General features: G+C 43.4%; 9 protein-coding genes and 2 tRNA genes. 5 read left to right on the top strand and 6 right to left on the bottom strand.

What is annotated here, in order from left to right; genetic code table 11:
* Nucleotides 1–113: 113 nt before the first annotated feature.
* Nucleotides 114–920: a patatin-like phospholipase family protein gene (locus MKX30_RS22645; protein ID WP_341063559.1), complete on the top strand. Its 807-nt coding sequence runs from the start codon at nt 114–116 to the stop codon at nt 918–920.
* 180 nt (nt 921–1,100) lie between these two features.
* Here the strand turns inward: MKX30_RS22645 and MKX30_RS22640 are convergent, their stop codons facing one another.
* The 3 genes from MKX30_RS22640 to MKX30_RS22630 all read right to left on the bottom strand — a co-directional run bounded on the left by MKX30_RS22640 (nt 1,101) and on the right by MKX30_RS22630 (nt 6,403).
* Nucleotides 1,101–2,852, bottom strand: a complete 1,752-nt coding sequence (locus MKX30_RS22640; protein ID WP_023986749.1) for a methyl-accepting chemotaxis protein — start codon at nt 2,850–2,852, stop codon at nt 1,101–1,103.
* A gap of 165 nt (nt 2,853–3,017) precedes the next feature.
* Nucleotides 3,018–4,049 (bottom strand): ribonucleotide-diphosphate reductase subunit beta, encoded by a 1,032-nt coding sequence (locus MKX30_RS22635; protein WP_023986750.1) that lies wholly within the window; start codon nt 4,047–4,049, stop codon nt 3,018–3,020.
* Between the two features lie 20 nt (nt 4,050–4,069).
* A complete protein-coding gene (locus tag MKX30_RS22630) occupies nt 4,070–6,403 on the bottom strand; it encodes a ribonucleoside-diphosphate reductase subunit alpha (protein WP_023986751.1) in 2,334 nt (777 codons plus the stop codon).
* 526 nt (nt 6,404–6,929) lie between these two features.
* Between MKX30_RS22630 and MKX30_RS22625 the strand changes: the two genes are divergently transcribed.
* The 3 genes from MKX30_RS22625 (at nt 6,930) to MKX30_RS22615 (ending at nt 9,100) form a co-directional block, all read left to right on the top strand.
* Nucleotides 6,930–7,277: an MTH1187 family thiamine-binding protein gene (locus MKX30_RS22625; RefSeq protein ID WP_013308518.1), complete on the top strand. Its 348-nt coding sequence runs from the start codon at nt 6,930–6,932 to the stop codon at nt 7,275–7,277.
* A 73-nt stretch (nt 7,278–7,350) separates the two neighbouring features.
* Nucleotides 7,351–7,422: transfer RNA gene (locus MKX30_RS22620), tRNA-Thr, on the top strand.
* 256 nt (nt 7,423–7,678) lie between these two features.
* Nucleotides 7,679–9,100, top strand: coding sequence for a transcriptional regulator (locus MKX30_RS22615; RefSeq protein ID WP_340959408.1), 1,422 nt, complete (start codon nt 7,679–7,681; stop codon nt 9,098–9,100).
* 318 nt (nt 9,101–9,418) lie between these two features.
* Here the strand turns inward: MKX30_RS22615 and MKX30_RS22610 are convergent, their stop codons facing one another.
* Both MKX30_RS22610 and MKX30_RS22605 read right to left on the bottom strand, forming a co-directional pair.
* Nucleotides 9,419–10,594 carry an MFS transporter gene (locus MKX30_RS22610; protein ID WP_028541186.1) on the bottom strand — a complete coding sequence of 392 codons (1,176 nt, stop codon included), beginning with the start codon at nt 10,592–10,594 and terminating at the stop codon, nt 9,419–9,421.
* Between the two features lie 24 nt (nt 10,595–10,618).
* Nucleotides 10,619–11,437 (bottom strand): MerR family transcriptional regulator, encoded by an 819-nt coding sequence (locus MKX30_RS22605; protein WP_023986754.1) that lies wholly within the window; start codon nt 11,435–11,437, stop codon nt 10,619–10,621.
* Nucleotides 11,438–11,747: 310 nt separating this feature from the next.
* Here MKX30_RS22605 and MKX30_RS22600 point away from each other — a divergent pair.
* Nucleotides 11,748–11,808 (top strand) — tRNA-Thr (locus tag MKX30_RS22600).
* A 296-nt stretch (nt 11,809–12,104) separates the two neighbouring features.
* On the opposite strand, the gene MKX30_RS22595 is transcribed toward MKX30_RS22600, so the two are convergent.
* Nucleotides 12,105–12,623: a DUF3231 family protein gene (locus tag MKX30_RS22595; RefSeq protein WP_053324513.1), complete on the bottom strand. Its 519-nt coding sequence runs from the start codon at nt 12,621–12,623 to the stop codon at nt 12,105–12,107.
* Between the last annotated feature and the right edge of the window lie 176 nt (nt 12,624–12,799).

The raw sequence follows: 12,799 nt of genomic DNA, 5'->3' as shown, positions 1-12,799 counted from the left end.
ATAACAGGAATGAGTCATTTGTGAGGAGAGGAAGCTGGCCTCCTTACGTTTAGTTTTTGGGTCTTTTGTGTGTTTGGACGCATGCAGTAAATACATGTAAAGGGGTTGCGTATATGCCGAAGGTAGGATTGGTTTTGGGTGGGGGAGCAGTCAGAGGACTTGCTCATTTGGGGGTACTGAGAGCGTTCGAAAGACACGGGATTCAGGTCGATTGTATCATCGGTACGAGTATGGGCGGCATTGTTGGCGGACTTTATGCGGCGGGTGTTCCTACGGATGCTCTATTGGATTGTATTAAAAAGACACCTAAATACCGCCTGTTGGATATCGGCATACGCCATCGTGGTTTAATTGGCGGTAACAGCATGAATACGGTGGTGAATGAGCTACTGCAGCAGTATGGACAGCATACGCAGAAGATTGAGGATCTTCTTATCCGTTTTGAAGCTGTTTCTGTCGATTTACTGGAAGGCAAGCAATTCATTTTTGAACAAGGTGATTTGGTGACAGCACTGCGGGCTACGATGGCGTTTCCTGGCTTATTCGCTCCTGTGATGCATGAAGGCAATATGCTGGTCGACGGAGGGGTATTAAACAATTTGCCTGTAGAAGAGATGAGTCGGGAAGCAGATTGTTTAGTAATTGCTGTTGATGTGGCACGGGGACATGAAAAGAAGCCGCCGCGAAATATGGTGGAAGTTGTATACCGCTCTTACAGCTTGATGACCGCCGAACGAAAGCATAATAGTCTCCGGCTAGCAGACGTTGTTATTCGCCCTGAAGTCGGACATATTGCGGCGTTTGATTTTACAAAATGGCCTGAATGCGTCGAGGCTGGCGAGGAAGCGGCTGAATGCATCATGGATGAACTGAAGCCGCAAATAGCCAATCATGGGCAATCAGCACAGATGCATGTTTAGTATGTAAAGAAAAGAAGTGCCTCTTAGTCGACACGCACGCATAGATCATCTGCCACTGATCCGCTCCAGACACATCTTGTATTCATCTGTTGAAAACGCAAATGACCCGTAAAAGAAACGCTTTTTCAAAGGTTCATCTTACGAGTCACAATTCATCATGCATGGGTAATCCCTTTTTTACTATTCAGCGTTTTTCACCCGGAACTGGTCAGCATGTCGCTGCAGATTGTTTGATAGTGTGGTCAGATTGCGGGCTACTTCGGATAGTTCTTTTACCGCTAGGGCCTGCTTCTGAGCGCTTGCTGATACATCTTCTGTCATTCCGGCAGTCTGCTGTGCCGCGCTGGCTGTGTGATTTAAATGTTGATCTACGCTGTGACGTACCTCTTGCATCTCTGCCGTCAATTGAGCCAGATGTGCAGCTAACTCCTGAACTTCCTGTGAAACCTGGGTGACTTTGTCAACAGACTGTAGACATACCGAAATTTGTACTTCTTGTTCATTGACGGTCTTTATGTTTTCATCAAATTGATCACCCATTTGCTCAATTTGCTCAACAAAGCTTCTTAAGATTTCATCGATTTCACGAATCGATATGGCGGATTGCTGGGCAAGTTGTCCCATTTCATGAGCGACCACAGAAAAACCCTTGCCAGCTTCGCCTGCACGTGAGGCTTCAATAGAGGCATTAAAGGACAAAATCTGCGTCTGCTTTACGATGCCCTGTACCTGCTGACCGATGTTAGCCGCCTCGCGGGATTTTTCGGTTAACGCGTGTGACATGCGCTGCATCTGCTTGATACGCAAGGCGCTTTCTCGTCCTTTCTCTAATAACAGTTCATGCTCACTAGCTACCTGATTACGAACCTCATTGAGATGATGGGCCGTATCCGTAAATTGTTGCACATGGCTTCCGACTTCATCCAGCGTTTGTCCTAATCGATCAGATTGTTGAACCGATTCCACCGCTTGATCCGCTTGGTTAATAGAGACATCGGCAATTTGCTGGAGTGTACGGGACAGTTCCTCAGTCTGGTGGAGTGTTCCTTCCGTTGTCACGACGATATTCTCCGATGCGTGCTGGAGTGTGCTTGAACTGCTTTGAATATCCACAATCATATTCGACATGGCTTCCACCATTTTGTTCGTCAATTTGCTGATTTCGCCTAACTGATCATATGTTACTTGCGACGATGTAACCGTAAGGTTGCCGTCGGCTACTTGCTCCAGTGTATTTTTAATAAATCTCACCTGACGCAGTATCCGTCGGGTTACCAGCATCATAGCCGCAATTGAGATGATCAGAATGATGGAGATAACAGGGATAACTAATCGGTAGGCCTCAGGCAAGGTATGTTCGTATACTTCAGTCACAGAGGACAGGGATCTGTCGATTCCCAAATATCCAATGATGGTTCCATCGGTATCCTTAATGGGAGTAAAGGAGGAAAACATCGTCCCCCACTCAGGGTCCGTTGTAATATCTGTAGTTACCGTTTCCCCTTGTTTTAATTTCTCTTCCGTTTCTTTAAGGGTAAAACTTACAGGAGTTCCGAATGGACTGTAGTCTTTGTCGTCCCATGCGGCTCCATCCACTGTAATTTTCCACTCATTTCCAACCCGATTGTACATATAGATGTACAGGATTCCAGTTTGCAACCTGAGCGTATTTAACTCGTTCCGAAGCTGCTTATACTCGCTGCTTTGCTCAGATGAATTAGTGTTTAAGCTCTTGACTGCGGACTTGTCCAGTAACTGTGCCGTGTTCTTTGCCAGCGTTTCATTGTTTAGCTGCATGGTTGATAGAGAAGCATTTTGGATAGATTGATTGGTCGTCCACAGAACAATGACGCCAATCACTATTAAAGGAATGAGCAAGATGAAGTAGAGTTTGGATTGTAATCCCATTCTTTTTTTAACGCTGCTTTTCATAATATGCTCCTTACTATGTTTTTTTCACCTTCATATATATCGTGTACAAATAGGAAAATATGAATAGTAATTCAGATGTTTCATGATTTTTTTGCGTATTTGCGTAAATTCTCATGAAAAAAGCCTTAGCCCGGTAAGTACCGAGTTAAGGCTGTATCTTATAACTTACAAATCGTCAAATCCGTTGTCATCTCCGACCTTGCCATAATTGCGTGATTTTGCTTCAAAAAAGTCCGTTTTTGTCGCATTTAGCGCTTCGTCTGAGAATGGTTTAATCCAAGGCATACAGTTTACATCTACGCCTTCGTACGCTTTGTCCATACCAAGCAATCTCAGGCGCATATTTGCCATGTATTTGATATAATCGCTCAGCTCGTTCAAGTCGATGCCGCGAACCTCTTTGAGCGTATAATGCGCCCAATTCGTTTCCAGCTCCACAGCGCGGTTAATCATACGATAGACATAGTCCGTATTTTCCTTGGTGTTCAGCTCAGGGAAGTCAGACAATAGCTGCTTAAACACTTCAGCAAAAAAGTAGCAATGCTGATTTTCATCACGTTGAATATACGAGATCATTTGGCTGGTCGCCATCATTTTCTGATCACGGGCCAAATTGTAGAAGAAAGCAAATGTACTGTAAAAGAAAATGCCTTCCAGAATCAAATCGGCTACCATCGCTTGGAAAAAGGTTTGCGGGTTCTGCTCATCGCGGAACTCCTGGTAAATATCCGAGATGAATGTGTTACGCTCCAGCAGGACAGGATCGTTTTTCCAGTATTCAAAAATTTCCTTCTGTTCCTGATCTGACACCAAAGAAGACAGAACGTAGGAGTAGGACTGGTTATGGACCACTTCCTGCTGCCCGATAATCGCCGAAATAGCTTCCAGCGAGGAATCGGTAAAATAGCGTTTTACATCCCCGACAAACATCGTTTGCATGGAATCCAGCACAGCCAGCAGGCCGATGTTAATTTTGAAGGTGCGCTGTTCTTCGGCATCCAGCACAGGGAACTGGGACGCGTCCTTGGACATCGGAATTTCATCTGGAATCCAGTGGTTCAGCAGCAGTACTTTATACAGTTTGTACATATGCGGCATCCGAATATCGTTCCAATTCAAAATACCGGAGCTTTCGCCTTCAATAATACGGGTAGAGCGATTTGGCGCTTCCGTGTTAAAAATCTTCTGTAACTGCATGAGAGCTTCTCTCCTTTAGTTTAGGATGCGCAGCTATCACATTCTTCAATCGTCAGTGCGCGGCTGCGTACATAATAGGTCGATTTCATACCTGATTTCCAGGCATGGATGTGCAGCTCTAAAAATTCAGTTGCTTTAATATCAGGCCGTACATACAGGTTAAAGCTTTGGCCTTGGTCAATATGACGCTGACGTGCAGAAGCCATGTTGATCGAAGCGTGTTGATCCAGCAAGAAAGCTGTCTTGTAGTACCAGATGGTTTTCTCGTTCAAGTCCGGTGCTGGGTTAGCGATCTTGTAAGTTGTTTTCTCTTCATAGGAAAGCAACTCATACAATGGATCAATGCTGGCGGTAGAGCCTGCGATGATAGACGTGGAACCGTTAGGCGCGATGGCGAACAGCCATGCGTTGCGGACACCATTTTGTTTGACTTCTTCTGCAAGCTCGCTCCACTCGGACGTAGTGACAAATTTGCCTTCACGTGTACCGTCCGTATAGCCACGGGAAGTGAAATAGTGCCCGCTAGACCAGTCAGAACCCTCGAATTTCGCATAACGGCCTTTTTCTTTCGCTAGCTCCATGCTGGATTTGACTGCCAGGTAGTTAATCTTTTCATACAAATGATCGTTATAGGTTACCGCTTCATCGGATTCCCAACGGATACCTTCCAGTGCGAGTAGATGATGCAGTCCAAATGTACCCAGACCGACAGCGCGATATTGGCTGTTCGTATATTGTGCTTGCAGCACTTCAATGTTGTTGATATCAATAACATTATCCAGCATACGTACCTGAATCGGTACGAGGCGATCCAGCACACCTGCCGGAACCGCACGAGCCAGATGGATGGAGTTCAGGTTGCAAACAACAAAGTCGCCAGGAATTTTGGAAATAACAATGCGTGTTTGTCCGTCCTTGGTGACCAGTTCTTCTTTTTCCACTACAGTTGCAGATTGGTTTTGCATAATTTCCGTACACAGGTTGGAGGAATATACCATACCATGGGCGCGGTTCGGGTTGGCCCGGTTTACCGTATCACGATAGAACATGTACGGTGTACCTGTTTCCAGTTGTGATTTCATCAGGCGCTTCATGATGTCGATGGCAGGCACTGTAATACGAGAGAGAATGGGATGCTGTGACGCCTCCTCATACTTTTCGCGGAAGGTACCTGAACCGAAGGTTTCATCATAAAAATCTTCCAGACCCAGTGGACGACCGTTGTCATCTTTCCAGCCCATCACCTTCTTCACTTCATGCGGACAGAACAGATTCCATTCACCACGTGCTTCGACCCGCTCCATGAACAGATCGGGCAGACATACGCCGTGGAACACGTCATGTGCACGCATCCGCTCGTCACCGTTGTTCAGCTTCAGGTCAAGGAACGCGAGGATATCCTTATGGAATACGTCCAGATATACGGCAATTGCACCTTTGCGAGTACCCAATTGGTCTACGCTAACAGCTGTATTGTTCAGCTGACGAATCCACGGAATGACGCCAGAACTTGTATTTTTATGTCCACGGATATCGGACCCGCGCGCCCGTACTTTACCGAGGTACACGCCGATGCCGCCGCCCATTTTGCTAAGACGGGCTACATCCGTATTGGAGTCGAAAATACCTTCCAGGGAGTCGTCTACGGTGTCGATAAAGCAGCTGGAGAGCTGTCCGGCCACCTTTTTTCCGGCATTGGACATGGTTGGTGTAGCTGCCGTCATGTACATGTTGCTCATCGCCCAGTATGCTTCCTTGACCAGCTCCATACGCTTGTCGGCAGGCTCTTGGTGCATCAGGTACATCGCGATGATCATGTAGCGTTCTTGCGGCAGTTCCATTACGCGTCCATCAAAATCATTGGCCAAATAGCGCTCAGACAGCGTTAATAGCCCGATATAATCGAACAGCAGGTCATTTTTCGGCAATATGGAATCGCCCAGCTCATCAATCTGCTCCTTGGTATAGTAGTCGAGCAGTTCTTGACGGTAAATTCCTTTTTGGACCAAATCGGTAATCAGCGGATAAAAAGCGCCGTAAGGCTCGTCCGCATAGGATTTGTAACGTCGGTGAGTAGCAGCTTTTTTATACAAGGAAGTGAGCAAAGCACGTGCAGCGGCAAATTTCCAGTCCGGTTCTTCCTTACTAACCAATTCAAGGGCAGCCATCGCAAACGCGTTGCTGATGTCATCCCCCGTGACTTCGTCCCGGCGCAGCTTGCTAGTTACACCGCGAATGAGACGATCTTTATCCAGCTTGTCCAGCCCGCTGAGTACACGGTCGGCATATACGGAAATGCGTATTTCATCAAAAGCCAACTGGCGATTGTTTGGTTTGGTTACGAGTTGTGGCATAGGATTAATTCCTCGCTTTCCTGATTTGGAATCATACTTGGGAATAGCATGAAAATGATCATGATGAGAAGATAATGGCGAAAAAAGCGATGGTCAGACAGCATTTGGGGGCTGTATGTAATCCAATAACATAGAAATAGCGATGCACCTGCCAATGAAGGGGGAAAAGATGGTTCCCGTACGATTTATCGGCTACATCACTATATTTAGACGTGTTATGAATATTTAACCCAACATATTGTGTGTATAAACTTAAAATTTCAAATAAGTGCAAGGAGTATTATAGCAACATTCGAAGCCATACGTAAAGGAAAAGGAATGGAAAATCAAAATATGCAGAGAAGTCGCGGGCTGTATTTGAATTGAGGCAGTTTGAACGGTACAATGAATGATAAAGATGTTTCCTACAGAAACAAGCAGCATACATATGAACTTTTTTTGTGAAATAAGGTTGCTCGTTCTATCGGACTGAGGTTTTAGATTTTTAAAGAAGTGACGATTTTAAATTAAAAGGAGGAACTTGGCGATGGCTATTGCAGAAGTGACAGTGATCCCGATTGGAACGGGGAGTACAAGCCTGAGCGACTACGTTGCCCAGATGCAAAAAGTGTTGAAGACGCAAAAAGGAATTACCTATGAGCTTACCTCCATGAGTACGATTATTGAAGGTTCGTTGGACGATGTGTTCACCGCCATTGCTGCGCTGCACGAAGCGCCATTCCTGTCTGGAGCTAAGCGTGTTTCCACCTCGGTCAAAATAGATGATCGCCGTGACAAGCCTTCCTCCAGCCACCAAAAGCTCCGTTCCGTCGCAGAGAAACTATCGGGCACCGCGACAGGAAATGTTACCGAACTAAATCCAAATCCTAGTTGAAAAAGTTGATGTAAGTGATTGATTTTTATGTAACTAAGAGTATAATAGTTTTTGTTGTCAGTTACACTGACCTGCTGGTGTAGCTCAGGGGTAGAGCAACGCACTCGTAATGCGTAGGCCGGGGGTTCAATTCCCTTCACCAGCATAGCTATAAACTCAAGCACAGCGCGGCTTCCAAGCTTTTGGAGGGCGCGCTTTTTTGTGGTTTTGGACAATCTTCTACGCTGAGGTCTTTTTAGTAGGATTATTATGCTATATATAATTAGTTCTTTGTTTTGTTTCATGCTAAAAATCGAATTCTTACATTAGTTGCATAGTATATTGACAGGTGGTTAATTTTGGTGAAAAATGAAGTATGTTTTTAAAAATTATGGAAAGTTTATGCGAAGGGTGGCTATGGCATGAAGCATACACCTACGATACGAGCAGAATTAGACAGATACTTAAAACAAGAGAGCATGAGTCTAACGCAATTCGGGCATATAGCAGGCATGAATAGGGGAATAGTAAGTGCTATTGTGACGGGGAATAAGTCTATGTCTGTTAACCAGCTTGACCTAATTACTGAAGCTATGGATTTACCGGAGGGCTACTTTTACGACTTATTTATAGAAAACTACATCATCGACACTCCCCCGAATATGAGACGAATCGAGCCGTTTTTGTTTCGCTGTGCGGAGTTGGACAAGCTGGATGCGATCCGTCGAGTGGTGGGAAGCATTATGGACAACGTACTCTATTCGCCTAAACTATTTGATATAGCAGAAGTACTATTAGCACAGGGACGACATGAGGCTGCATTGCTGCTCTATGAGGGCGTAGCTGAAGCGGAGAAGTACCAACATTCTGAACGTTTAGCCATCTGTCAATATCGTATATTCACGATTCAAGTTGGAGACGATCAAAGTCGCAATCTCAGTGCAGCTACGATATTTGAAGCTTTTGTTGAACGCCTAGATGAAATAGACCAGCTTGATGCATTGAAGGACTTGGCTAATGTGTACAGGTCTTTGCGTAAATGGAACAAGGTAGATGAAGCGGCGAAAAAAATGAAGCAGAAAGCGAAAGCTCAATATTCGTTAAAACATCAACAAGAGAGTCGAGAGCGTGATGAGTCTGCCAAGAAGCTAAGTCGCCCGTTGTTTGTATATATTTCATATGCCGATTTATTGTGTGCAAGTGTCTGTGAAGCCCAAGGCGACTATCAACAAGCTCTAGATTATACATACACCTACGCTAATCTAGATTGGGTCAAAGAGACTGACGACGACACTCAACACTGGGTTAGCTTGTTTAAAAGTTGGGCAGAAGGTAATACTTACGTATATAAACTGTTGTCAGGAGATATAAGTGTGCTTCAAGATTATGTTGAATATATTGCAGTGACATCAGCCACTAACGAGAATGAGAAAATCTCAAAACTGTTGAATGTTATAATTTCAGCAAACCAATATAACATAGATGTGGAAGGTATACTTCAACAATTTGAAGCCGAAATAAACGCTTTTGCACAACAGCAACCATCATCAGATGATATGTATACCCAACAGGTGATACCGGATTATATCGCGTGGTTTGGTTACGAGTTAGCTTATTATTATTTACATCGAGGCTCTTACATTGATGGTTTTAAACATTTGATGTATGCAATGGTAAGTTATCATACATTAAATAATGAGACTAATTTTATAAACTGTATGGGTTTGTTTTTACATTTTCGGGATTATGCGGTTTCAGAAACTAAAGCAGCATTTTTAAATTTCATTGAAAAGGTGTGGATGACCAATGTTAAAAAAAATGGTACTGCTGATCATCGCGGCTAGCTTTTTGTTTATTGTTACTGTGCCGGATCAAGCCCTTAACCACCACAATAGTATTCAGCCTTACGTTACCATTGGAGGTGCTTAAACGTAAGCAAAGCAAATCCCCGCTAACCTTAACTGGTCGGCGGGGATTTTTGTTGAAGGAATTACTACATCGTTCACCGAATCAATTATCAAGGTGATCAGCATGAATCATACATATAAAGTGTCAAAATCGGATATAGAACTGTTTGCAGCTACATTAAGCTAGGATCTGTATTTTAAGACGATATATACCATCTTTGAAATTGCACTGGATGTGGGTGTCCAGTCCATTTCTTATTTAGTAACAATAGGGGTTCCAGTCCTACTGCTCATTTTTTTAAATAGTAAGATGGCAAGAAGTAAAGCTATGCTTACAGCGGCAAAACCCAGCCAATTCAAATATAGGACAGATGTACGACTGATGACTAGCCCGCCTAATCCAGATCCCAGTGCAAAACCAAATTGGATGAACGAAGTATTTACGCTAAGAGCAATGTCCGGATTTCGAGGCGCCAGAGTAACCAGATAAAGTTGCTGGGCCGGGGAAATACTCCAAGTTGCTAACATAAAAATCATTAAAACCAAGATTAATACCAAGAGATTGACTCCGGCTAGAGCGAATAAAAGAAGAGTCGCCCCTTGTAAGATGAGCCCGAGACAAATGGTAAATTTCGATCCCTTTGCATCTGCCAATTGTCCGCCCACTCTTGATCCGACAAAGCTGCAAATGCCCGCCAGGAACAGAACACCGCTAATTTCTGTCATGGAAAGAGAGGACGTGGCTTGCAAGAAAGGCGTAATATAAGTAAACAGTGTAGAATAGCCGCCGACATAAAATAACGTAATAACCAAGGCCATCAGAATGGTTGGATTTCTTAAAATAGAGAGCTGCATTCTGAGGGTAACCTTTTCTTCTTCTTTGATTGCCGGAACTTTTTTATAGATGATAAGTAATGGAAGAACACTTAATAATCCGATTAAAACAAATAGCACTCTCCATCCAAACATCTCACTAAAAAATGTGCCCATGGGAACACCAAGCACTAGCGAACTGCTAAGCCCCATCAAAATGATACCGATGGCATTGCCCCTTTTTTCTTTTTCAACGAGTCGTGTCGCTACTGCCATGGCTACAACGGTAGCGATTCCTCCGCTAGCCCCTTGGATAATTCGTATCCATAGTACTGTTTCATAAGCAAGATCTACAAACATAAGTCCGTTGCTGGCAATAAACACACCAAGGGTGGTCATTAGTAGTTTCTTGCGATCTGCATTGATCGTTAATGCAATCAAAATCGGAGCGACAATGGCCGCGGCGAGAGCAAACACAGTCACCAATAACCCAGCTTCTGAAGTAGATACTCCCAAGTCCACAGCGATCATCTCAATGACTCCCGTAATAATATATTCAATGGTTCCAATCAGAAAAACAGCCAGTGCCAGGACATAGATGATCCGCTTATTTTTCAATTTACCCCACTCCGCCTTCTTCAGTTATCTATTTATAATGGGAATTTGTATTTCTATGAATTGTGCATCTCGTTCTGGAGTTAACGGTAAATATAGTTCCCTACCTAATTCGTTTTCCTTGATCTGATAGTTATTTTTCTCAATCCATTTAGCTAAATGAACACAGGCCGCACCATCAAATTTTGAATTTGAATGAAAAGCCATTGTAGCCATCATCGGTTCAGGAGGAAGAGTCCGTAGCCGAAACGGTTCTGGAAATGACCGCAGCTCACAGGTTAAAAAATAACCGACTTCAAACTCAAACTCATCCTCTTTTCCGTCGATGTCTTTCCACAAAACAACCTGAGGGCCTTGGATCAGCTGGCGAATTTCCGTTGTTAATAACTGATCAAATTGACGAAACAAATCCGGAATGTCCTCTTCTTTCCCGCATGTTTTCTGATAAAAAAACGATTGAGCACCATCTGCTTTGACTCTGATTTCTTGACCCGTTTCGAATTGCCCCTCTTTTTCTATAAGCTGCATCCGCTCCTCAATCCTGACGAGTTTGGCTTGTTCCGTATCGATGATATGCTGGATTTCGCTTCTTTTCAGCTTAAACATGCCTTGAATATTCTCCAATGAAATATCTTCCTGAAGCAGCTGTTTAATTTGGGGCAATGTAAAACCCAATTCCTTATAGATTAAGATTCGGTTGAGCTCAAGAAGCTGATCTGCGGAATAGTAACGGTAGCCCGTATCGTAATCCACTTTTCTCGGCTTAAGTATGCCAATCTGGTCGTAATAACGCAGTGTTTTTAAGGAGACCTTGCTTAGCCTGGAAAATGCACTGATTTTGAACAAAATATCATCTCCAATCTATAACATAATGTGAGTATACAGTTTCCCGTGCAGGGGAAAGTCAAGGATGTGAATGCTTTTCCTTTTTATAGCTAAGACCGACTGCCATCCTTGTCACCACTCTATGGATTTTGTTGGTTCAAGCCTTAGTAATTGAGTTAATCTATCTATTGAAAAATCCTTCTAAAAGATGCTTTTATTTATTCGAGAAATTTCTCTCATGCCGATTGTAGCACTAGCTATGACCTAACTGTCCTTTAGCGAACAAAAGGATGCCACTTATCACGGCATCCTCTAGATATTCATTAATCTATCCTGAACTGTACCGGAACGCACTCGTAATGCGTAGGCCGGGGGTTCAATTCCCTTCACCAGCATTCAATGAAACTCAAGCACAGCGCGGCTCCCAAGTTTTTGGAGGACGCGCTTTTTTGTTGGAGTGAGCATTCTTCTCCCAATCAATTCATATTATAACTACAATTGCATGTGTCCTTAGCTTTAGGCTTGTTATCTCCTTATATCTTACAAAGGAGACATCTGCTCAAAATATCAAACGGTGAAGTTAAGTAAATACTCTAAATAAGATTAAATCCCCGCAAACCTTAACTGGTCGGCGGGGATTTTTGTTGAACAATCTAAGGAACGGTGTGTTGAAGATCGTACAGGAAATTTAGGCTTTAACTGGTTCAGGTCTTTTTAATTGAAGAGGAGGAGGTATTAGCCAACCCTTTTCTTTGTTCATTTTTAGAATACGGACTCCCAAAGCAGTCTTAGTTAGATGATATTTCGCAAATAAAGCCCCGATGTCTTCTCTAATGGATTGACCCATAGCTTGGCTGCAAGATGTCAATCCCACAGAGGTATCTAATGCGATTTTAGCTGCAATTTCGGGATCAGTAAACCTTGCACCAACCGGGATATCCTCAAGTTTCACAGGGGGTCTTTCAGGCAAAATAGGAGCTGGGGCAATTCCATTATCAGTAAGCATTGCGTCGCATTCTTGAATTTCCAGTTTAGCTTGATCAATAAGATCATCCAGTACTTTTTTGAGTTCTTTGTCTCCTGCGTGGTTTAAACATGCTTGGTAAAATGAAACGCTGCCTTTCGCTAACGCTGACAACTGCCACACACTATAAATTTCTCCGTAATGCATGGGCTCGTCTTTTGGATTCCCGCTTAGGATACCCATTATAAAACCACTCCTTGTTTATTTTAATGATGTACAAATTTATGATTCCCAGTAGTAAAGAATTAATGTGTGTATATGAAATAAGTTCTATTGGGCATGCTAAATACGTATGTTGAAAAAATGAAGATAATGGTTGTTGTTGCATTAATGATTTCATGTTTTGAAGCGTATATAAA

Origin of the sequence: Paenibacillus sp. FSL P2-0173 (assembly GCF_038008045.1) — a bacterium.
Taxonomy (GTDB): Bacteria; Bacillota; Bacilli; order Paenibacillales; family Paenibacillaceae; genus Paenibacillus; species Paenibacillus polymyxa_B.
The sequence above is the reverse complement of the archived record's forward strand: the minus strand, read 5'-3'. Positions and strand labels throughout refer to the sequence as shown.

Excerpts from the sequence above, each read along its gene's own strand:
- MKX30_RS22645 (WP_341063559.1), top strand. The coding sequence starts at position 114 with ATGCCGAAGGTAGGATTGGTTTTGGGTGGGGGAGCAGTCAGAGGACTT.
- MKX30_RS22640 (WP_023986749.1), bottom strand. The coding sequence starts at position 2,852 with ATGAAAAGCAGCGTTAAAAAAAGAATGGGATTACAATCCAAACTCTAC.
- MKX30_RS22635 (WP_023986750.1), bottom strand. The coding sequence starts at position 4,049 with ATGCAGTTACAGAAGATTTTTAACACGGAAGCGCCAAATCGCTCTACC.
- MKX30_RS22630 (WP_023986751.1), bottom strand. The coding sequence starts at position 6,403 with ATGCCACAACTCGTAACCAAACCAAACAATCGCCAGTTGGCTTTTGAT.
- MKX30_RS22625 (WP_013308518.1), top strand. The coding sequence starts at position 6,930 with ATGGCTATTGCAGAAGTGACAGTGATCCCGATTGGAACGGGGAGTACA.
- MKX30_RS22615 (WP_340959408.1), top strand. The coding sequence starts at position 7,679 with ATGAAGCATACACCTACGATACGAGCAGAATTAGACAGATACTTAAAA.
- MKX30_RS22595 (WP_053324513.1), bottom strand. The coding sequence starts at position 12,623 with ATGGGTATCCTAAGCGGGAATCCAAAAGACGAGCCCATGCATTACGGA.